We start from the raw sequence: 20,454 nt of genomic DNA on the forward strand, positions 1-20,454 counted from the left end.
TGACTTTATGTCTAATATTTCCTATTACGATTACATAATTATTGGAAATGGTCTAGCGGGTTTTCAACTGGCATTGAAAATGGCAGAAGATTATTTTTTTGATAGCAAAACCATAGCTTTAATTGATCCTTCCAATAAAAACACAAATGATAAAACTTGGAGTTTTTGGGAAAAAGATGATGGACAATGGAAATCAATTACTCATAAAACATGGCAGCGCGCATCGGTATTCACGAATCAAAAAAAAATAGACCTTAAGCTAAAACCTTATTACTACAAATCCATTAAATCTATTGATTTCTATAAGGATGCTAAAGCAAAATTAAACGCTTGTAAAAACATTACTTTTATTAGAGATAAGGTTATTTCTCTTGAAGAATCGCATACGCCTGTGGTTAAAACGATAAACTACCATTTTTCGGCGTCTCATGTTTTTGACAGCAGAGTTCCAGATGCTTTTTCGTTCAACTTAGAAGATAGTATTTCTATCATACAGCATTTCAAAGGCTGGGTAATAAAAACAGAGGACGATGTCTTTGACGAAAGGACGTTGACCATGATGGACTATCGTCTAAAAGATGGTAATCAAACCACCTTCACTTATATTTTGCCGTTCTCAAAAACTGAGGCTTTAGTAGAATTCACTTATTTTACTAGTGATCTCGTTAATGAAAACACCTATGATCATTATCTTAAAGCCTACATAAAAGATTTTCTTAAAATTGAAACCTACCAAGTCATTGAAACAGAAACAGGTCAAATACCAATGACTAATTTTTCATTTGAAAAATTCAACACAAAATACGTTACCAAAATAGGTACTGGTGGTGGTTGGGTTAAAAGTTCTACCGGTTATTCTTTCAAGAATACTGAAAAAAAAGTCAAAATCATTCTAGCAAATTTGAAATCGGATAGACTAGCGTCAAAAGGATTATTCAAAAAAAGATTTCAATTTTATGATAAAATATTTCTTAAAGTCTTAAAGGATGACAATCATAAAGGAGAATGGATATTTCAGCAATTCTATGATAAAAACACAATTCAAACCATGTTTCGTTTTTTAGATGAAGACTCGAGTTTTATTGAAGAATTGAAAATTATGTGGTCTTTATTTTCTTGGAGTTTTATAAAATCCTTTTTCAAAACACTCTAATCTTTCGCTTCCAATAAAGCATCAATAGTTTGCCTTACCGTTTTACTATTCCAGTTAGCTGCCCCTGTTTTATCAATTACTATGTGTCCTTTTGTATCAATTAAAAATGTTCTGGGTATGCTGCTTACATCAAAGGTATCTGGATATTGAGAAACGGGCTGAAACACCTTAAAGCTATAATTTTTTTCCTTTAGAAAATGTGCAATGTTTGCTTTTTCTTCATTGGAAACAAAAACGAATTCAATCTTATCTTTATAGGCATTATAAAGTTTTTCAAGGCTTGGCATTTCAGCAATACATGGAGGACACCAAGTGGCCCAGAAATTCACCAAAACAATTTTACCTTTCATTGTTTTAAAATTAAACTTATGGTCTTGGTTGTCCTTTAAATACCAATTATAATTTGTTAAAATGTCGCGATTTGTCGGGGCAATTGTTCTCGGACTAAACTGAGCTAATCCCTTGTTTAACCAAATTTGAATTGGTTGTCTAGTTTGGGGTATTATGAATAAACCAATAACAATTATAAAGACAATATTTTTAAGTTTTGATTTATTCGTTTTCATAAATAAAATAGTGCATGATTTCTGGTTCAAAATCATGCTCTAAATGTAATAAATAATATGTGTACTATCTAGAAACAATACCTGTAGGTAATGAGGCTAAATTTTTACCAAAATCATGAGTTGCAGGCGCTGTTTCTTGACCTGCTGTGCCTACTAATGGTTTCATTGCAAAAGGCAATGGCGAATCATCTGGTACAGGTTCAACTGAAATAACTACTGTTCTGCCTCTAATATCCAAAGGGAATACTTCACCGGAAGGGGCATTTATAAAAAAGTCCTCTCCAGGAACAGGAGGTCCAGGTTGCAATGTTTCACTAAAACCATCAAAATTATCAGCGGTATTAAAGACCTGAAACGTTCCCGTTGTAATTGGTCCATTTTCACCTACAACCCAACCTTCATAAGCCCAGCCAGGAGATAATGTTGGTAAATCAAAATTGGGTGTTGGCGGGGCTCCTGGAGTGCCAAACCAAACACCATAATGATCATTACCGTTATTCATTCCTGTTTCATCAGTGGGTGTTCTTAAAAAGAATGCTCCTGCGGCCATACTAAAATCACCAACTATGCCGGTACTCACATTGGCTGTACGTCCTGAAAAATCACCAGATAACACTTTAGTGTCTGCCGGCGCTAAAGCCTCAGCTCCCGTTTCACCAGCCGGTTCAATGGATAACACAAAGGTTGTTGCTGCTTCTAACTGAGCGGCATCAACGTTAAAAGATTGAGGAAAATCTATTGAGGAAAACGTACCCGTTGAAACCGGAGCCCCATCTACTATAATCCAGCCCTCATAGACGTAATTACTTCCTAAAGCCTCTAATCCTTCTAAATTTAAACTTAAAGTTGCAGTTGAAGGTGTATTATCATCATCACTACTGCACGAGGTAGCACAAAAACTCAAGGTCAGTGCTACTAAAATCATTTTTTTAATCATGGTATGTCTTTTATATTTTAATACTTCAAAAATATACCAGAATAAAAACGTGAAATGTTAGCTAGCTAACACTAGGCTATTTTTTTACAAATTCGAATCTCTTTTCTATTAAATTCAATAATATTTTCCTCTTTTAATTCATTCAAGAGGATGTTTAAAGTAGGCCTAGAAGTGCCTATTAAGGATGCAATATCCTTTTGCGTATAAGGGTGTTGAATCACTTTATCGCCAGTTTTATCACAGTCATATCCATAATCAGAACATAATTCATCTAGAAACTCCACAAGACGTGTTCTAGCATCTTTAAATAACAGCAGCTGTAGGCGTCTTTCTAATTTCCTTAACCTAAAACCAATGACCTTATATATTTTTAAGCTAAAGGTCTTATTATTACGCATTAACTCATGCATAGTATCCACTCCTACAGGACAAATACTGGTGGCATTATCTATGGATTGTGCAAATTCTTCTCTTTTATTTTCACCTAAAATGGCGGTTTCTCCAAACAATTCTCCTCTAGATAAAATAGCCTTTACTACCTCATCGCCATCCTCATTATAATAGCCAATTTTTACTTTTCCTTTCTCTATAAGGTATACTTTATTTGCAGAGTCCTCTTCAAAATATATATAGTCTTTCTTCCTGTAAGCATCAAAATCATGAACTGCTTTATAAGCTTTGAATTTATGCGGACACAACAAATTGAAAAGGTTTACGTCATCAAAAAACCACAATGATTTCATGTTATATTAATAGTGTTAGCAAGTATTAGGTCGACAAACACCTTAATTACTTACCTAAAGACCAAAAAAAACCTCCAATATATGGAGGCTTATTTTTTATCTTATTAACTATTTATTCTTCTTCATCTTGTTGATCCTCATCAATTAAGGCGTCTAACATATCATGCTGTTGTAGTAAATTATACCATTGAATAACTTTTTTAATATCACTTGCATATACGCGATCTTCATCATAATCTGGCAATACATCAAAGAAATACTCTTCCAATTTATCTTTACCGTCTTTTGGTTTTACAGATGTCAATCCTCCGTTTTCCTTTGTTTTAATATTAGCAAAGACCTTTTTTAATGGCACTTCTTCTGTTAAAGTATAAATGGCAATTTCACTTAACACGCTAACATTATTCTGCACACTAACAGAGATACGTTTGTTATCTAGAAGAGATTCTGCTACAAAACCCCCACGTGTTTGAGTTATTAATTTATATAACCCTGGCTTACCTGAAATTGAAATTACTTTATCTAAACTCATATATTATTTTTTGAAAAGCGCAAATATCATCTGTTTATTAATGCCCTGCAAATATTATCGTTTCTTTTTTTGATTAGGGAAACGCATTCTATAATCAACATCTACTTTACCTTTAGAAATATTTGTAAGTCTACTTTTAATTAATCGTTTCTTAAAACTAGACAATTTATCAGTAAATAAAACCCCTTCAATATGATCATATTCATGTTGAATAACACGTGCTATAAGTCCATCAAATGATTCGGTATGAGCCTCAAAATTTTCATCTAGATACGATACCGTAATCTTAGGTTTTCTAAAAACATCTTCTCTAACATCTGGTATACTTAAACAGCCTTCATTAAAAACCCATTCATCTCCATCCTCCTCAATAATTTGAGCATTGATAAATACACGCTTAAATGTACCCAAAGCTTTTTGTTCAGCTTCAGTTAAGTCTTGATCTTCAGCAAAAGGTGAGGTATCTACTAAAAATAGTCTAATAGCCAAACCTATTTGTGGCGCAGCCAATCCAACGCCAGATGCGTTGTACATGGTTTCAAACATATTTTCTAATAAAACATCAAATTTGGGATAATCTTTAGAAATATCTTTGCTTTTCTTTTTTAATACTGGATCGCCATAAGCTACTATTGGTAAAATCATACTGTGCTACAAATTAGTTTTGCAAAAGTACAATTCTTATTATTTATGATAATACTTTCTCTAAGTATTTCTTAAAGAATTAATCTATTTAGAATACAAATAGCTCTGTAAAATCAAAGTAGCACTTATCTCATCAATTAAAGCCTTATCTCTTCGCTTTTTTTTCTTTAGGCCACTATCAATCATAGTTTGAAATGCCATCTTTGAAGTAAAACGTTCATCAACACGCTGCACAGGAATATGAGGAAAAACCTTTGTCAGCTTACTAATAAAAGGTTGTATATGTGCTTCGCTTTCTGAAGCCGTATTATTCATTTGTTTAGGTTCGCCTACTAAAAACAATTCCACGTTCTCATTTTTGAGATAATTTCGCAAAAATGGCAACAATTCTTTAGTATCCACAGTTGTTAAACCAGATGCAATAATTTGCAACTCATCTGTTACGGCAAGCCCTGTTCTTTTGGTTCCAAAATCTATTGCTAATATACGTGCCATCAATTATTTTATTGCAAAAATAGAATTAAAACCAGAAAGGCCACCCATTTAGGGAAGCCTTTCTTAGTGATTTAACCTCAATTATTAAAGTTTCGAATATTATTACTTTTAAGCTTTTATTACTTTATTTATTTTAGGAAAAACAAAACTAATATTTCCTGCATTTCTTTTTAAATTTAAATAGATTCTAATGTCACTACAAGATTTTGAAATACTTGATTTCAATTCTGCTGCGTCTATCAATTTTATTTCATTAACCGTGTTTTCATCTTGAGTATTTATAGAACTATTGTTAGAGGGCGTGTCCTTTTTATTTAACTCAGTCTCTTGAGCACTAACCACTGTGCATGTTAGAATAAAAACTAGGATTAAAAGAAAATTTGATTTCATTGTTTTATAATTGTTTGATGACGCAAATATATATTCAGCATGAAGCTCATCTGCAAAAAAATAGTTGTAAACCATGAATTTTCGATTAGTAGAGCAGTAACTCTATTTTGTCGACGAATGGTTACAATAACCTATTTTATCGTTTAAAGACCATGTTTTAAGTCATACATCTAACATGTATCATGATAAAAAGATTAAATGCCATTTCTACCCTATCAAAAACTTCTTAAGAATTACTCATTCTTCAAATAAAAGGACTTAATATTATGTTCATTTCATCTCATTTTTTAAATGATAGCTAGTATATTTGTTCAAAATTTTAAATCAATGACTGAATTACAACAAATCATAGAGAAGGCTTGGGATAACAGAGCTTTATTGACAGAAGAAAAAACAATCGCAGCAATAAGAAAGGTTATAGATCTATTAGATAAAGGCGAACTAAGAGTTGCAGAACCTATTGAAGGTGGTTGGCAGGTTAATGAATGGGTAAAAAAAGGAGTTGTTCTATATTTCCCTATTCAAAAAATGGAAACTATTGAATGTGGTCCACTTGAATTTCATGATAAAATTCCTTTAAAAACAGGATACGCTGAAAAAGGAATTAGAGTTGTACCACATGCTGTTGCTAGGCATGGTGCGTATATATCAAGCGGAACTATTTTAATGCCTAGTTATGTAAATATTGGTGCATATGTTGACGAAGGAACCATGGTAGATACTTGGGCAACGGTTGGAAGCTGTGCTCAAATAGGTAAAAATGTTCATTTATCTGGAGGTGTTGGAATTGGTGGTGTACTTGAACCATTGCAAGCTGCTCCTGTAATTATAGAAGATAATGCCTTTATTGGTAGTAGATGTATTGTTGTCGAAGGTGTTCGTGTGGAAACAGAAGCTGTATTAGGTGCTGGAGTTACTTTAACCATGAGTACTAAAATCATTGATGTTACCGGAGAAACTCCCTTAGAATATAAAGGTATTGTTCCTGCCCGTTCGGTGGTTATTCCTGGAAGTTATACCAAAGAATTCCCTTCTGGAAGCTTTAATGTACCCTGTGCGTTAATTATTGGTAAACGTAAAGAAAGTACAAACAAAAAAACATCACTTAACGATGCCCTACGTGAACATGATGTAGCTGTGTAAATGAAAATCCTTGTTATACAACAAAAAATGATTGGCGATGTGCTTACAAGCAGTATTCTGTTTGAAGCGCTTCGTCAAAAATACCCAAATGCTCAATTAGATTATTTGATAAATGAGCATACCTTTCCTGTTGTACAAAACAATCCTTACATAGATAATTATGTTTTTTTCACCAAACGAGAAGAACAAAGTAAAAAAGCGCTAGTTCAATTTGCACTACGAATAAGGCGTTCAGAATATGATGTAGTGATAGACATTTACTCAAAACTATCCAGTTTTTTAATTAGTTCGTTTTCAAAAGCAAAAACAAAAATATCCTACTATAAATCATATTCTACATTTTTATATCACCACAATGTAAAAAGACTTGAAACGCATAGTACCACAGATAATTTAGCTATCCAGCATAGATTAGATTTATTAAAACCTTTAGGTATCCATGCTAAAGATATCAGTCCTAAAATATATTTAACTGAAGACGAATTGTTAAAAGGCAAGGCTTATTTACTTAATCAAAATATTGACCTATCAAAGCCTCTTTACATGATAGGCGTTCTAGGAAGTAGTGAGAACAAAACCTACCCTTTTAGCTATATGGCATCGGTAATTGATACTATTGTTATAGAGAAACCTAGTTGCCAAATTCTTTTTAATTACCTGCCAAAACAAAAAGAAGACGCTTTCTCTATTTATAATTTATGTCGTCCTAAAACACAAAAAAACATTCTAATGAATGTGTTTGGAAATAGTCTTCGTGAATTTCTTGGGATTGTTCAACACTGCAATGCCCTTATTGGCAATGAAGGAGGTGCTGTAAATATGGCAAAAGCATTGCATGTAAAAACATTTTCCATTTTCTCTCCATGGATAGACAAAGCCACTTGGAATTTATTTGAAAATAAAAATAATGTGAGCGTGCATTTAAGAGACTACAAACCTGAAATTTATACGGAACCTGAAAAAACATATAAAGAGGAGTCTTTAAACCTTTACAAAGAGTTTAAACCTGTTTTTTTTAAGGATAAATTAGTGAATTTTTTGAAAAACACTTCAGCTGGACATATCATAAATAAAAATATATTAAATACCGATAAAAACCATTTTATTGCATCACATCCTACTAAAACACAGACAGCGAAAATTTCAGCCTTAATAATCACGTTTAATGAGGTAAAACATATTGAAAAGGTCATAACAGATTTAAGTTTTGCTGACGAAATAATTGTAGTTGATTCATATAGTACAGATGGTACTTTAGAAAAACTTAAACAATTCGATCATGTAAAAACCATTTGCCGACAGTTTACAAATTTTGCTGACCAAAGGAATTTTGCTATTGATAAAGCTCAATTTGAATGGATTGTATTCATAGATGCTGACGAACGTATTCCTAAAAACTTAAGGCATGAAATCATAGCTGAAATCAACAAGCGTGCTGATTATGATGCGTTTCTGATTAAAAGGCTATACTATTTTAAGGATAAAAGAATTCGCTTTAGCGGATTTCAAACCGATGAAACTTACCGCGTTTATAAAAAAGAATCTGTTAGATATATAGAAGAAAGAATTGTTCATGAAGTACCCGAAATTTTGGGAAAAAGCAAACTTCTTAAATGTACAATGCCTCATTATTGTTTTGAAAGCTACGAACATTATAAATCAAAAATGGAGCACTATGCTAAACTAAAAGCTATGGAACTTTTAGACGAAGGCGTTAGACCTAACCCCTTCCATTTCATTATTAGACCTTCGTATAAATTTATACTAAATTATATTTTCAGATTAGGTATTCTTGATGGGAAAGAAGGTTTTATGATATGCAAATTAAGCGCTTATGGCGTTTATTACAGATACATAGAACTTAATAGGTTATTAAATAAAACCTAATTCTTCTTCCAGAACTTAAACCGCCTTTTTAGTCTTTGCCTTCTATAAAAATCATCTTGAAAAGCCATAGTTTCGCTCCACATCAAGTTGTAGATCCTATTATAATCCTCACCTGAGCATTTAGCGTATTCATCACTCATCACGGCAACTATAGATTCCTGAATTGTTAAACGTGCAAAGTTTTTAATTCGCGTTTCAAAATCCAAAGTCCTAAATTCCATTCTATTAAGATCTACCAAAAAGAACTGATAATCTCCATTGTTTAGTTTAATAAGCGTATTTCCAACAGAATGATCTAAAAACAAAATACCCTTTTCATGCAATTGGTATGTAAATCTAGTAAATGCCCTAAGAATCGCTTCATGATTCGGATAATTCAAATCATCAACTAATTCTCTATAAGTTAAATCACAATCCAACTGTTCACTTATATAATAACTTTTATTAAATAAGAACAGCGATTTAAATTCATAATAACCTATTGGTTGTGGGGTCCCCACATTCATCGCTAACAACTTATTTGCATACTCATAAGAGCGTTGCGCTTTACTCTTTCTGAAAAACCTATAAACGATTTTATTTACTAAATGAGGTATTCTAAAAGACTTTACATTAATGGTATTCTTTCTTAACTCAAATAATTTTAAAGAATTCCTATCTTGATTTCCAAAGTTTTCGCCTTTAGAATCAAAATTATGAATGATATCATCAAAAAAGGATGCATCAGACTTGAAGTCTGGATGTATGATATGATTACTTTTCACTTAGATGTTTGTTTATGCCGTTGGTACACCAAATTAAATGCTGTTTAATCGTGGTATCTTCCAAATTACTATTTAATTCAAAGCGTTCTAAAGATTTTTCTAGATGAAATATGTGATAAATGATAGCCCTATATCTTAACCTTCTTCCTTCTAAACCATAATTATGAAAACGTCTGGCTAATTCTGAATCTTCCTTTCCCCAGCCTTCAAAATCTTCATTATAGCCATTCACTGCAATAAAGTCATTTTTGTAAAAAGAAACATTACAACCACGAAACTTTTTTGAAAAGACTGGTGTTTTTTTATACAATTTACTCATCGGAGTACAATGTAAAGCCCGCGTTCGCTTTTTGATGCCGGATGAAAAAACCGAAAAACAAACTTGCTTCCTACTAAATAATTTCTGTAAATAGTTTTTTTGAATATTTACTCGACTGCCAAAAAGATACGTATTCTTCTCTGCAAATTCAATATGGTCTTTCACGAAAGAGGGATGTAAAATACAATCGCCATCGGTTTGAATAATATACTCCCCAATTGCTAGAGCGATAGCTTTATTCAAAATTACTGCCTTTTTAAAGCCATTATCGGCATGCCAAACATGTATTAATGGGACAGAGAGACATTCTTGAAAATCCTTTATTACAGCTTCAGTAGTATTTGTAGAACCGTCATCGGCAACAATTATTTCATACGGAAGCACCTTTTGTTTGGCAACACTTTGTAAAACCAATTCTAGTGCCTCTGGCCAGTTATACGTAGAAATTATCAAAGAAGTTTTTAATGTCATGCCTTCCCTTGGTCTATAAGTGGGTCAATAAACACCCCGAACAATATAATAGTATGCCTAAAATGAAATGTAATACTACTCAAGACTAACAGATTTATAAACAGTGATTTATACATATATTACCGTAAGATCAGAATCGTTTATTAAAAATATCAATTGCCTTAATTTTCTCTTCATAATTTATGAATCATATACTAAAGCAAGATAACAAAAACTGTAATTTAACTAAATACTATAAACACTTCTTTCAATAAAAATAAGCAAATATAAAATTACAAATTACGCTTTTAAAGATTAAAATGTTCAACAAACTCTTTATTAGTATTCAAGTCTTTAATATAAATATAATCTATACTACCAGACCCCTTAAAAACCTGTTCCAATCCTAGAATTTGACCATTAGATGCTTCATATTGAAACTCATATATCAATTTATCATTAATAATTATTTTAACCTTATTGTTTTTTACTGCTAAACGCAGTATGTTCCAACGATTTTTATCAAATGAAAAAGAAGATAAATCCTCATAGGTACCTTCAAAAACTTTATCTCCTATTTTTATTCCTGAAAATTGAGAACACCCCGCTTCCATTAATTTCAAATAGTTAAAATTATTAGCACAAATCAATCTTAAGATAAAATCATAACATGTTATACCTCCAAGGTTATTAGAATTTTTAAAACGGGTTAACAATTCAAAATTATCTCCATCTATATCAAAATTCTTATACAATCTGTTTGTGATATAATACACAGAGTTTGTATCAAAACCCTGTTGTTTTAAAAGTTTAGGTGAAAAATAAAGATGTCCACTTGAATCCTTATGCTTAATCTCGTTATCAATCCAATACGCATCTTTATTGGCTTCGGAAAGAAAATAACTATTCCATCCTTTAGACTTCGCAAGAATTCTTTTTGAAGCTATAACCTCTGAACTCCTTAATAATTCTATATCATAATAACCAGGTATTTGATATGTAAAATTATGAATGTACCTGCTGGTATCTGCAATTACAATTTGACGGCCCCTAATGGGGTGATTCACTCCAAAATCTATTTGACTACTATCAGAATTAAACTTCGATAGATTATAATCAACTCTAATGGTGAAGGGCACAGTGCCAATAGAATCAATGACTTTAAATTTATAAAAATCGTTGGCATTTTTACTGCCATAATCCTTTTGCGATTGAAAAACAACCATGACAGTTAACAAAAACAAGGCCCCTAATAGCACATAATACCATTTAACTGAATTCTTTTGGGCTACCTTATATTCTTGGCTAACACTAGTGTTATCCTGCTGTTTCTTGGTAATAACAAAACTTTGCCAATCGCTATATCCTAAAAACTTCACTAAGGCATCTTTTGTAGCTATTTGTGGATTATAATACGCTTTATAGGCTAATTTGCCATATAAGCGCTTAAGCGTATGCGAGCTAATGGAAATATTGGATTCTTCAGAAATGATGTTAGCAAGTCTTTTAAAGTCAGATTCTGTCCAATTACTTGATGGTTTCCAATCTAATTTTTTCTCAATGGCATCAAGACAATATTTTAAGTATTCTCGCTCAATCATTTAAACTATCCAAACTTTGTACAGACTTTGCACAGCAAGTTAAATGTAATATTTTGATAATACAACTAAATTTAAAAAGGTAACTCAGATTGAAAATATATAGTTAAATCTGCTTTCCCTATTTTTATAACACCGACGAACACTTAAACTTAAACCAATGAAATCACACTTTCCTTCATTTCGTTCTTTTTTGGGCTTTATTTTTTTAACGTTTTTTTTTCCAGCTGTTATTCATGCACAGGTGAAAATTTATGAAGGCACTGAGGTCATTCCTACATATAAACCAGGCGATAATGAAGTAAGTCCAATGTTTTATACCGGTAGAAGTGTGCAAGGTGCTCAAGGTCGTGTTTACCCTTACCCTTCACAAACCAATTTAGGCAGTACACTTTCTGATGAATCCTATGACATGGTGTATTTAGAAAATGAATATGTTAAAATAAAAGTGTTACCTGCTTTTGGTGGACGCTTGTTTTCTGCCATTGACAAAACAAATGGACATGAAATGTTTCATACTAACAGTGTAATCAAACCTGATTTAATAGGCACCCTTGGTGCTTGGGTTTCCGGAGGTATTGAATGGTGTTTCCCGCATCATCACAGAACAACCACCATGTTACCTAGCGACTATAGGTTAATTAATAATGAAGATGGCAGTGCGACTATTTGGATAGGTGAAACTGAAAAAACAATTAGGGCAAGAGGTATTGTTGGAATGACGTTACACCCAGGGAAATCATATATTGAAGTTGATTATCGACTAAATAATACAAGTACTAAAACCAAGGCATTTTTATTTTGGGCCAATGTTGCCATAACCGCCAATGAAGATTTCAGAACCTTTTGGCCACCTAGCCAAGAGATTGGTGTTTTTCACAATAACAATAGTTTTATAAAATGGCCGCTTTCCAATGAAACAGAGCGTTACGGTAGAACAAGTTATAAAAAAGACGTAGACCTTACTTGGTGGAAAAACCACCCCAATCCAGTTTCATTTTTTATGTGGGATGTAGAAGAAGGCTTTATTGGCGGATATGACTATGGCGTCAATGCGGGTACAGTTCACGTTGGAGATCCATATAAAAATAATGCCTCAAAATTATGGCAATTTGGTCCTGGGTTACAAGGTCAAAACGCAAGACGTAAATTAACAGATGATGGGAAAGCCTATGTTGAACTTATGACAGGTACATTTTCTAACAATCAACCAGATTATAGTTGGATTTTACCGCATTCAGTGAAACATGCCAAAAATTACTGGTATCCTATTCGGGATTTAGAGATTGTAAAAAATTCAAATATTGATGCCTCGGTGACCTTACAAATGCGAAATTCCAAAACTGTTTTCTACGGATTTAATACAACACAACAATTTAAAGGAGCCACATATGTATTATCCTATTCTGGTCAAGTTTTAGTTAAAGACAATATTAATATTGATCCTGCAAAACCTTTTACGGCAACCTATAAAGGAAAAAAAGACCTTGATGAATATAATTTAAATATTCAACTTTTTGATCAAGAAGGAAAAGAGCTTATATCTTATATACCCTATAAACCACAGCATCCAGAATTACCAGAAACTCAAGAAAGAGTTAAACCAGCAGAGGCAATTAATTCTGTAGAGGATTTATACCTAACAGGACGTTTTGTTGAGCAATTTAATCGTCCTGGGAAAAATCCTGATGATTATTATTTAAAAGCGCTTGAAATCTCCCCCAATGATGTAAGAACAAATATTGCACTTGGCATCAGGAGAGTGAATCAAACACGATATGAAGATGCTCTTAAATACCTACAAACGGCGTCTGATAAATTAAAAATAAAATATCACCAACCAAAAGAGGGCGAACTATACTATTATAAAGGTCTTGCCTATAGAGGCCTAGGCCATCAAAAAGAAGCCTATAAAAATTTGGCTAGAGCAACGTGGTATTACCAATGGTTTTCAGCTGGAAATTATCAATTAGCGCAATTAGAAAGCCTTAATGGTGATTACAAAAAAGCGCTAGATTACATTAAAGATGCTTATTCAACCAACACTCAAGATGGAAGAATTACAATACTCTATAGTGCCCTCTTAAGAAAATCAAAACAAACTGAACAGGCCGAACAGTTAATAGATTCATTCTTGGAATACGATCCACTTAATTTTGCTGCCTTATACGAAAAAAGCTTATTGGATGAGGGCGCTTCTTTAGAACAGTGGCATAAAAACATGCAAAACATAGACAACAATTACTTAGAAATTGCTATCAATTATATGAACGCAGGATTATTTGAAGATGGTATTCAATTATTAACCGCAGTAGAAGACGTTAAGAACCCACTCGTTCATTATTACCTCTCCTATTTTTACACACAATCTAATGATGATGTTACGGCATTAAATGTTCTCAACATGGCCAACAGTTTATCATTAGACTATTGTTTCCCATATCGAGAAGAAACAGAATATGTCTTAAAAAATGCCATGAGATTAGATTCGGAAAATGCCAGATATTATTATTTAATGGGCAACCTGCTTTATGACCAAAGGAAGAAAGAAGCTATAAATGCATGGAAAAAAGCCGGCGAATTAAGTAATGATATTCCTATGGTTTGGAGAAATTTGGCTTTTGCTGCCTATCACAATGAAAATGATATGCAACAAGCTATAGACTATATCTCAAAAGCCATAGCCCTAAATAATAAAACCCCGCTCTGGTTCTCTGAATTGTCTAAATATTATGACGAATCTGATGCTGATTATAAAAAATGCCTTGCCATTTTGGAGAACAATATGGAGGTTGTAAAACAAGATGTTCAAGCCCCTAAAACACTGGTAGAATTATACAATTTAGACGCATCATATGATAAAGCCTTAAACTTTTTATCTGAACACCATTTTAGAACTTGGGAAGGTGGGAGAGAAACCTATTGGCATTATGTCAATTCAAATACACTTAAAGCTTTGAAATTAGCAGAAGAAAAAAAATATGATGAAGCTATTCAGTATTTAAACGCTGCCATGGAATATCCTGAAAATTTAGAAGTCGGTAAACCTACTCATGACGAGAAAAATGCCATGATTCATTACTTTAAAGGTGAAGTGTATAGTAAAATGAAAAACAAGAAAAAAGCAAAGATTAGTTATCAAAACAGTGTAAATTCAAAGAACGGGAGAGGTATGTATGATTTGTTGTATTTTCAGGGAGAGGCCTATAAAAAATTAGGTGATACCCAAAAAGCAAATGATTTCTTTAACACTTTAATAGAAAAAAGTAAAGCTTATCGTGAAAAAGGTACTGATAACACGCTTGTTGCGGTCGAAGAAGCCTCTGCAACTAATAAAAAAGCCATGTCTTATGCGTATTACTTAGAGGCTCTAGGATATAAGGGTTTAAAAAAAACAAACGAGGCAGAAGCACAATTTAAAATGGCCTTAGATACCTATAAGAACAATCTATGGGCCAAGGTTATGATAAACTATAATTAATAAAAGCTATTAGAGTCCTAGATCTTTATATAGAACTCTAATAGGCCTTCAACATATTTAAAAAAGCGTATTCGCTTAAAAATAAGCACCTGGAAATCAGACGTGTATTATTTCTGATGTAACCATCTAATTTCACATTTCAAGAATAATTCATTTTGGAATGGCTTACATATGGTGCTTTTAATAAAGTAGACACAAAACGTATAGCATCCCCATTATGATAGTCTTAAAAAACTTCAGAAACAAACCCTATTCTAATACCATTTCCAGAGGATTATTTATGCGTTCTGAAAAATGATTTAAATACGTTTTCCATTGTGCATTGTCATTAAATTGCCCGCTCTTCATCCAACCGAAACCTGAGTAATAAACTACTTTATTATCTTTTACTTTTAAATTTAGAAATGCATTACTCCAATCTTTAACTTCAGAATCATACCTTTCATAACTTTCAAAATAATCAGATGTTGTAACAATGCCTGTTCCTATTTCAGAATCATCAAGGTCTTCCCAATAACTCACCCAATTGTTAGTGTTACTTCCAGAGACTTCACCCTTCTTATCATGAAGCGTTAAACCAGCAGAAATCTTATCAACACCACCTTCTAAAGTAATTTCAAATTTTGATAAGTTGTTACCACGGTCTAAACTAATCAATTTAGAATCTTTTATTAATTTTCCTCCGGCATCCCATTCAGCATAATCTAAAACAAAGCTGGTTCTTATAGGTCCTGTTGTAATAGTCCGCCAAGTAATGAAGTTTTTAGAAACATGATATGTAGTGTCATTTTTATAGGTAATACCACCCACACCTCTACTTTTGCCAACATGAAAATTGTCTAAGCCCTCGCCGGTGTCCTCATGATAAGTCCCTGTCTTCTCAGTATATTCCTTGTACCATTTATCTATAATCAAATAATCTACACGTTTAAGCCAAGCATCAATTCCACTTGATAGAGTCCCCTCTTCAAGCTTATTTTCAAAACGATATTGCGCATTTGGACCGTAGGTTCTAAAGGCTACTCTATCATTTTCCCAAGCATAGTCATCAGTTCGCTCTGGTACAAAACGTGAATAACAATAGATTTCTTCCTTTGGTCTTTCTTCGGCCGATATTTCTATAATCTGGTACTTTTTTTCTGAATTAGGACCTAAATTAGGTTGAAACAATAATTGATCCATTATACCATCTTCATCCGCATCAATAAGTTGCGTGATTTGTAACTCATTGGTTTCTATATCTAAAATACCAACTATTGATAAATCCGTTACTTTCAAAAAATCTTTTGAAAGCTCCAAGGTTTCAAAGGTTCTATTCATGTTAAGCGTATTATTAACTATAAGAACCTTTTCTTGTTTTTTCTGGGCGCAACTAGATAAAAATGTTATTGTTAAAACAACAACTATTATATTTAAGATTTTCATTATTATAATAGATTAATTATTATTTCAAACTTTGATTAGTCTTCATTTGACGGCTTGCCGATAGTCGCTAAAATACCCCCATCAACATAAATTATCTGGCCATTCACAAAATTACTAGCTTTAGAACTTAAAAAAACAGCTGCTCCTTGTAGATCATCTGGGTCTCCCCATCTTCCTGCAGGTGTTCTTCCTACAATAAAATCATTAAATGGATGTCCATCTACGCGAATAGGAGCTGTTTGGCTTGTGGCAAAATACCCTGGTCCAATACCATTAATTTGAATATTGTGCTTCGCCCATTCAGTGGCCATATTTCGGGTTAACATTTTCAAACCTCCTTTAGCAGCTGCATAAGCGCCAACGGTGTTGCGTCCTAATTCACTCATCATAGAACAAATGTTAATAATTTTTCCTTCTTTTCTAGCAATCATGCCTTTTACAACATGCTTAGAAACTATAAATGGACTCACTAAATCAACCTTAAGTACCTGCTCAAAATCAGCTACTTCCATATCTTCCAGTGGCGTTCTCTTAATAATGCCTGCATTATTAACAAGAATATCAATGACACCTACCTCCTTTTCAATATTGGTTATATTTTTAATAACCTGAGCTTCATCAGTAACATCAAAGAGATACCCATGAGCGGACAATCCAAGTGATTTATATTCTGCAACGGCGTTGTCTAATTTTTCCTGAGAAGACGCCCCATTAATGATTAAAGTGGCTCCTGACTTTCCTAAACCAATTGCCATAGCCTGACCTAGACCATGGGTCCCTCCTGTTATGAGGGCTACCTTTCCTGTTAAATCAAATAAGTTAATAGACATAATTTATTTTAGTTCGTTAGTATTACACACATCCATATCTCCATAATCCAGGTTTTCACCCGCCATACCCCAGATAAAGCTATAACTACTGGTTCCTGAACCTGAGTGAATAGACCATGGTGGAGAAATTACTGCCTCGTTATTAGCCATCCAAATATGTCTCGTTTCATTAGTTTGACCCATAAAATGACAAACCGCTTGATCTTCTGGCACTTCAAAATAAAAGTAAACCTCCATTCTTCGGTCATGAACGTGGGCTGGCATAGTATTCCATGAGCTTCCTGGCTTTATTGTGGTCATGCCCATTTGCAATTGACAAACATCAACCACACTGTTCACGATATATTTTCTTAAAGTACGTGCATTTGCCGTTTCTGGAGAACCTAATTCAATAACCTCCACATCATCAGATCCAATTTTTTTATTAGGGAATGCTTTGTGTGCCGGCGTCGAGTTTAAATAAAACTGTGCAGGGCTATCCGAAGATACACTTGAAAATGAAACCGCTTTATTACCTTGACCAAGATATAAGGCCTCTTTATGTTCTAAAACATATTCCGTACCATCAACTAGTATTGTACCAGTACCACCGATATTAATAATCCCTAACTCTCTACGTTCAAGAAAATAATCTGCTTTTAAAGCATCAACCGTTTCAAGGTTTACTGAACCGCTAATTGGTACTACACCACCAACCATATACCTATCGTAATGAGAATATACCCAATGTATATCATCTTTAACCATAAGATTATCAACTAAAAACTCATTTCTAAGTTCTGTTGTGTCCATTCGTTTTACTTCTCGGGGAGAAGCCGCATATCGCACTTCGCAATTCGTATTCATAATATATAAGTGTTATGTTTTTCGTTATTAAAAAACAAATATAGAAAATAAATACAATCGATTACATTAATTGAATTGAAATTATAAAATTATACTAATTTAGTACCATCGTAAAAACCATTTTGGACAATAACGAGCTTGTACCAAGTCCTTACAATAACAAAATAACAGATTAAACCACAGGAAAAACCTAAAGTTTTTGATCCGTTTAAAACATTTAATAATTAAGAATATCAGCCTCGAGAAAACGGGCACGATTAATACAATTTATTTATTCATAACAAACATTTCTAACGATACTAGTTCTGGGCTCCCGCCTCGATTACCACTTCCAGCAACAATGTATATCTTATCATCATAAACTATGGCCTGAGATCCATGTCTACCCCTGTTTAGGTGATTTAAGGGTTGCCATAGCTTTGTTTCAATATTATAAGCATCTACCTCATTATGAGCGACTTTTTGACTGCTACTCTCCCCTCCAATTAACACTAAATCATTCCCTAAAAACACGCAAGAGGTTCCTGCTCTTTGCACATTTAGATTTTGTGATTTGGGCAAGGTTGTCCAACTATTTGTATTTATATTATAAACATCAACTTCAGGTATCGTTAATTCAAAGGTTTGTTTCGTGGCGAAGGAAGAATTTCGTCCTCCAACCGCATATATTTTTCCATTCTTTATGGCTGCGTGAAAATGATCTCTTGGTCTTGGAGCATCTGCCAAAACCTCCCAATTACCTGTTTCAAAATCATAAGAATCAACCCATGGCACATGGGTGCTGTTATGCCCATCAACAATTCCACTTACTATATAGGCCTTTTTGTTTTGTATTACAACACCCGCAGAACCCCGTCTTCTTCCTTCAGGAATTTCAGGCCCTGTGCGCCAAATATCCTTTTTCGGATTATAAATTAAAATATTTGGTAATGGGGTTTCATAGGGATATTTACCAGTCATAGCACCAAACATATAAATCTGTCCTTTATAAGCAACTGCCTGAAAATGATGAATTTCAATTGGGGGCTCTGAACCTTGACGCCAGGTATTCGTCTTGACATCATAAATAGAAACCGGCTTCACACCGCGCCCACCTAACAAATAAAATGCATCACCAACATTAACAAAACTACATTCATGTCTCGCTAAGGGTGCATTTATCGTTTTTATCGTTTCCCATGAGCCTAGAGATACTTCGGTTTGTGACATGACTATGGGCGACGTCAACAAAAAACAAAGAAAACTTGTCATTAATTTCATAATTAGTCTTTTAAATTTAACCATTAGTATTATGTCATGGACGTTCCTTTTAGAAGGACTTCTATAATATCTACCATAACTATATGTTTTTTTAATAAGCCTCGCTCATTAAACTGATTTATATTACCACCCTCAAATTTTTACAAAATAAAAAATCCCTGAGCTTAGTCATTCAAAAATATAGAATAAAACATAGTTTAAGTTAGTTTAGTTTGTAGTTAATTAAAAAAGCTTCTCAAATTCAAGATAGCGTGCTTGAATATAGAGAAGCTTTTTGCTTTTTTAAGGAAACTAACCGCTTAGCTATTTCCTTTCTTATAATCTTCTAAAAACTTAGCTAAACCAATATCGGTTAACGGGTGTTTTAATAGGCCTGTTATTGATGATAACGGTCCTGTCATCACATCACTTCCTAACTTAGCACAGTCTATAACATGCATGGTGTGACGGATAGAAGCTGCAAGAATTTGTGTTTCAAATCCGTAGTTATCATAAATCTGTCTTATTTCTGCAATCAGATTTAATCCATCTGTTGAGATGTCATCCAATCTCCCTAAAAAAGGAGATACATAAGTCGCTCCTGCTTTGGCCGCCAATAAGGCTTGTCCTGCAGAGAATACTAAGGTCACATTGGTGCGTATCCCTTTATCTGAAAAATACTTGCACGCCTTAATACCATCAGTTATTAATGGTAATTTCACAACTATCTGAGGATGTAATGCGGCTAACTCCTCACCTTCTCTTACCATACCTTCAAAATCTGTTGAAATAACCTCAGCACTTACATCGCCTTCAACTATTTCACATATCTTCTTATAATGGGCTATAATATTATCGGCTCCGGTAATACCCTCTTTAGCCATTAAGGAAGGGTTCGTGGTTACACCATCTAAAACTCCTAAGGCCTGAGCTTCTGCAATATCCTCTAAATTTGCTGTATCTATAAAAAATTTCATTTGTACGTTTTTTACTGTTTCTATTTGTCATATG

Annotated in this window: 19 protein-coding genes; 4 read left to right on the forward strand and 15 right to left on the reverse strand. The window is 33.3% G+C overall.

Annotation, left to right across the window (positions count from 1 at the left end; translation table 11 throughout):
- The first annotated feature begins 7 nt into the window (after positions 1 to 7).
- Positions 8 to 1,153 carry a lycopene cyclase family protein gene (locus tag IE051_RS03305; RefSeq protein ID WP_189359333.1) on the forward strand — a complete coding sequence of 382 codons (1,146 nt, stop codon included), beginning with the start codon at positions 8 to 10 and terminating at the stop codon, positions 1,151 to 1,153.
- On the opposite strand, the gene IE051_RS03310 is transcribed toward IE051_RS03305, so the two are convergent.
- The 7 genes from IE051_RS03310 to IE051_RS03340 all read right to left on the reverse strand — a co-directional run bounded on the left by IE051_RS03310 (position 1,150) and on the right by IE051_RS03340 (position 5,461).
- Complete coding sequence (locus IE051_RS03310) at positions 1,150 to 1,755, reverse strand: TlpA family protein disulfide reductase (protein ID WP_308427689.1); 606 nt, start codon at positions 1,753 to 1,755, stop codon at positions 1,150 to 1,152. The two genes, IE051_RS03305 and IE051_RS03310, sit on opposite strands and share 4 nt — an antisense overlap.
- A 28-nt stretch (positions 1,756 to 1,783) precedes the next feature.
- Positions 1,784 to 2,656 carry an anti-sigma factor gene (locus tag IE051_RS03315; RefSeq protein ID WP_189359335.1) on the reverse strand — a complete coding sequence of 291 codons (873 nt, stop codon included), beginning with the start codon at positions 2,654 to 2,656 and terminating at the stop codon, positions 1,784 to 1,786.
- 71 nt (positions 2,657 to 2,727) lie between these two features.
- On the reverse strand, positions 2,728 to 3,399 hold the full coding sequence (locus IE051_RS03320; RefSeq protein ID WP_189359336.1) for a Crp/Fnr family transcriptional regulator: 672 nt from the start codon (positions 3,397 to 3,399) through the stop codon (positions 2,728 to 2,730).
- A 112-nt stretch (positions 3,400 to 3,511) separates the two neighbouring features.
- On the reverse strand, positions 3,512 to 3,931 hold the full coding sequence (locus tag IE051_RS03325) for a DUF5606 family protein (protein ID WP_189359337.1): 420 nt from the start codon (positions 3,929 to 3,931) through the stop codon (positions 3,512 to 3,514).
- Between the two features lie 54 nt (positions 3,932 to 3,985).
- Positions 3,986 to 4,576 carry a peptide deformylase gene (gene def, locus IE051_RS03330; RefSeq protein ID WP_189359338.1) on the reverse strand — a complete coding sequence of 197 codons (591 nt, stop codon included), beginning with the start codon at positions 4,574 to 4,576 and terminating at the stop codon, positions 3,986 to 3,988.
- An 84-nt stretch (positions 4,577 to 4,660) separates the two neighbouring features.
- Positions 4,661 to 5,071, reverse strand: a complete 411-nt coding sequence (gene ruvX, locus IE051_RS03335) for a Holliday junction resolvase RuvX (RefSeq protein ID WP_189359339.1) — start codon at positions 5,069 to 5,071, stop codon at positions 4,661 to 4,663.
- Positions 5,072 to 5,179: 108 nt separating this feature from the next.
- Positions 5,180 to 5,461, reverse strand: a complete 282-nt coding sequence (locus tag IE051_RS03340) for a hypothetical protein (protein WP_189359340.1) — start codon at positions 5,459 to 5,461, stop codon at positions 5,180 to 5,182.
- Between the two features lie 327 nt (positions 5,462 to 5,788).
- On the opposite strand from IE051_RS03340, the gene IE051_RS03345 reads away from it, so the two are divergent.
- The gene (locus tag IE051_RS03345; protein WP_189359341.1) at positions 5,789 to 6,604 is read left to right on the forward strand and encodes a 2,3,4,5-tetrahydropyridine-2,6-dicarboxylate N-succinyltransferase; all 816 of its coding nucleotides are present in this window, start codon (positions 5,789 to 5,791) and stop codon (positions 6,602 to 6,604) included.
- On the forward strand, positions 6,605 to 8,491 hold the full coding sequence (locus IE051_RS18560) for a glycosyltransferase (RefSeq protein ID WP_229796709.1): 1,887 nt from the start codon (positions 6,605 to 6,607) through the stop codon (positions 8,489 to 8,491).
- On the opposite strand, the gene IE051_RS03360 is transcribed toward IE051_RS18560, so the two are convergent.
- The 3 genes from IE051_RS03360 to IE051_RS03370 all read right to left on the reverse strand — a co-directional run bounded on the left by IE051_RS03360 (position 8,488) and on the right by IE051_RS03370 (position 11,625).
- Positions 8,488 to 9,255: a lipopolysaccharide kinase InaA family protein gene (locus IE051_RS03360; protein WP_229796710.1), complete on the reverse strand. Its 768-nt coding sequence runs from the start codon at positions 9,253 to 9,255 to the stop codon at positions 8,488 to 8,490. The two genes, IE051_RS18560 and IE051_RS03360, sit on opposite strands and share 4 nt — an antisense overlap.
- Positions 9,245 to 10,045: a glycosyltransferase family 2 protein gene (locus IE051_RS03365; protein WP_189359342.1), complete on the reverse strand. Its 801-nt coding sequence runs from the start codon at positions 10,043 to 10,045 to the stop codon at positions 9,245 to 9,247. Before IE051_RS03365 ends, IE051_RS03360 begins: the two co-directional genes overlap by 11 nt.
- Before the next feature lie 287 nt (positions 10,046 to 10,332).
- Complete coding sequence (locus IE051_RS03370; protein ID WP_189359343.1) at positions 10,333 to 11,625, reverse strand: hypothetical protein; 1,293 nt, start codon at positions 11,623 to 11,625, stop codon at positions 10,333 to 10,335.
- A 157-nt stretch (positions 11,626 to 11,782) separates the two neighbouring features.
- Here IE051_RS03370 and IE051_RS03375 point away from each other — a divergent pair, with 157 nt between their 5' ends.
- Positions 11,783 to 15,103 (forward strand): DUF5107 domain-containing protein, encoded by a 3,321-nt coding sequence (locus IE051_RS03375; protein WP_189359344.1) that lies wholly within the window; start codon positions 11,783 to 11,785, stop codon positions 15,101 to 15,103.
- Positions 15,104 to 15,352: 249 nt separating this feature from the next.
- On the opposite strand, the gene IE051_RS03380 is transcribed toward IE051_RS03375, so the two are convergent.
- From IE051_RS03380 to fsa, 5 genes are all read right to left on the reverse strand, one after another.
- Positions 15,353 to 16,528: a BT3233 family polysaccharide utilization protein gene (locus tag IE051_RS03380; RefSeq protein ID WP_189359345.1), complete on the reverse strand. Its 1,176-nt coding sequence runs from the start codon at positions 16,526 to 16,528 to the stop codon at positions 15,353 to 15,355.
- 35 nt (positions 16,529 to 16,563) lie between these two features.
- A complete protein-coding gene (locus tag IE051_RS03385) occupies positions 16,564 to 17,358 on the reverse strand; it encodes a gluconate 5-dehydrogenase (RefSeq protein ID WP_189359346.1) in 795 nt (264 codons plus the stop codon).
- Between the two features lie 3 nt (positions 17,359 to 17,361).
- Positions 17,362 to 18,204, reverse strand: coding sequence for a 5-dehydro-4-deoxy-D-glucuronate isomerase (kduI, locus tag IE051_RS03390; protein WP_189359347.1), 843 nt, complete (start codon positions 18,202 to 18,204; stop codon positions 17,362 to 17,364).
- Positions 18,205 to 18,471: 267 nt separating this feature from the next.
- Positions 18,472 to 19,464 (reverse strand): Kelch repeat-containing protein, encoded by a 993-nt coding sequence (locus tag IE051_RS03395; protein ID WP_229796712.1) that lies wholly within the window; start codon positions 19,462 to 19,464, stop codon positions 18,472 to 18,474.
- Between the two features lie 299 nt (positions 19,465 to 19,763).
- Positions 19,764 to 20,420, reverse strand: coding sequence for a fructose-6-phosphate aldolase (fsa, locus tag IE051_RS03400; protein ID WP_189359348.1), 657 nt, complete (start codon positions 20,418 to 20,420; stop codon positions 19,764 to 19,766).
- Between the last annotated feature and the right edge of the window lie 34 nt (positions 20,421 to 20,454).

It is taken from the genome of Algibacter mikhailovii, from assembly GCF_014651495.1.
In the GTDB taxonomy this organism is placed as follows: domain Bacteria; phylum Bacteroidota; class Bacteroidia; order Flavobacteriales; family Flavobacteriaceae; genus Algibacter_E; species Algibacter_E mikhailovii.

Bases quoted from the DNA above. Each gene is read 5' to 3' on its own strand.
- IE051_RS03395 (WP_229796712.1), bottom strand. From the start codon at position 19,464: ATGAAATTAATGACAAGTTTTCTTTGTTTTTTGTTGACGTCGCCCATA.
- def (WP_189359338.1), bottom strand. From the start codon at position 4,576: ATGATTTTACCAATAGTAGCTTATGGCGATCCAGTATTAAAAAAGAAA.
- IE051_RS03340 (WP_189359340.1), bottom strand. From the start codon at position 5,461: ATGAAATCAAATTTTCTTTTAATCCTAGTTTTTATTCTAACATGCACA.
- fsa (WP_189359348.1), bottom strand. From the start codon at position 20,420: ATGAAATTTTTTATAGATACAGCAAATTTAGAGGATATTGCAGAAGCT.
- IE051_RS03370 (WP_189359343.1), bottom strand. From the start codon at position 11,625: ATGATTGAGCGAGAATACTTAAAATATTGTCTTGATGCCATTGAGAAA.
- IE051_RS03315 (WP_189359335.1), bottom strand. From the start codon at position 2,656: ATGATTAAAAAAATGATTTTAGTAGCACTGACCTTGAGTTTTTGTGCT.
- IE051_RS03345 (WP_189359341.1), top strand. From the start codon at position 5,789: ATGACTGAATTACAACAAATCATAGAGAAGGCTTGGGATAACAGAGCT.
- IE051_RS03305 (WP_189359333.1), top strand. From the start codon at position 8: ATGTCTAATATTTCCTATTACGATTACATAATTATTGGAAATGGTCTA.
- kduI (WP_189359347.1), bottom strand. From the start codon at position 18,204: ATGAATACGAATTGCGAAGTGCGATATGCGGCTTCTCCCCGAGAAGTA.
- IE051_RS03325 (WP_189359337.1), bottom strand. From the start codon at position 3,931: ATGAGTTTAGATAAAGTAATTTCAATTTCAGGTAAGCCAGGGTTATAT.
- IE051_RS03375 (WP_189359344.1), top strand. From the start codon at position 11,783: ATGAAATCACACTTTCCTTCATTTCGTTCTTTTTTGGGCTTTATTTTT.
- IE051_RS18560 (WP_229796709.1), top strand. From the start codon at position 6,605: ATGAAAATCCTTGTTATACAACAAAAAATGATTGGCGATGTGCTTACA.
- IE051_RS03380 (WP_189359345.1), bottom strand. From the start codon at position 16,528: ATGAAAATCTTAAATATAATAGTTGTTGTTTTAACAATAACATTTTTA.
- IE051_RS03320 (WP_189359336.1), bottom strand. From the start codon at position 3,399: ATGAAATCATTGTGGTTTTTTGATGACGTAAACCTTTTCAATTTGTTG.
- IE051_RS03385 (WP_189359346.1), bottom strand. From the start codon at position 17,358: ATGTCTATTAACTTATTTGATTTAACAGGAAAGGTAGCCCTCATAACA.
- IE051_RS03310 (WP_308427689.1), bottom strand. From the start codon at position 1,755: ATGATTTTGAACCAGAAATCATGCACTATTTTATTTATGAAAACGAAT.
- IE051_RS03365 (WP_189359342.1), bottom strand. From the start codon at position 10,045: ATGACATTAAAAACTTCTTTGATAATTTCTACGTATAACTGGCCAGAG.
- ruvX (WP_189359339.1), bottom strand. From the start codon at position 5,071: ATGGCACGTATATTAGCAATAGATTTTGGAACCAAAAGAACAGGGCTT.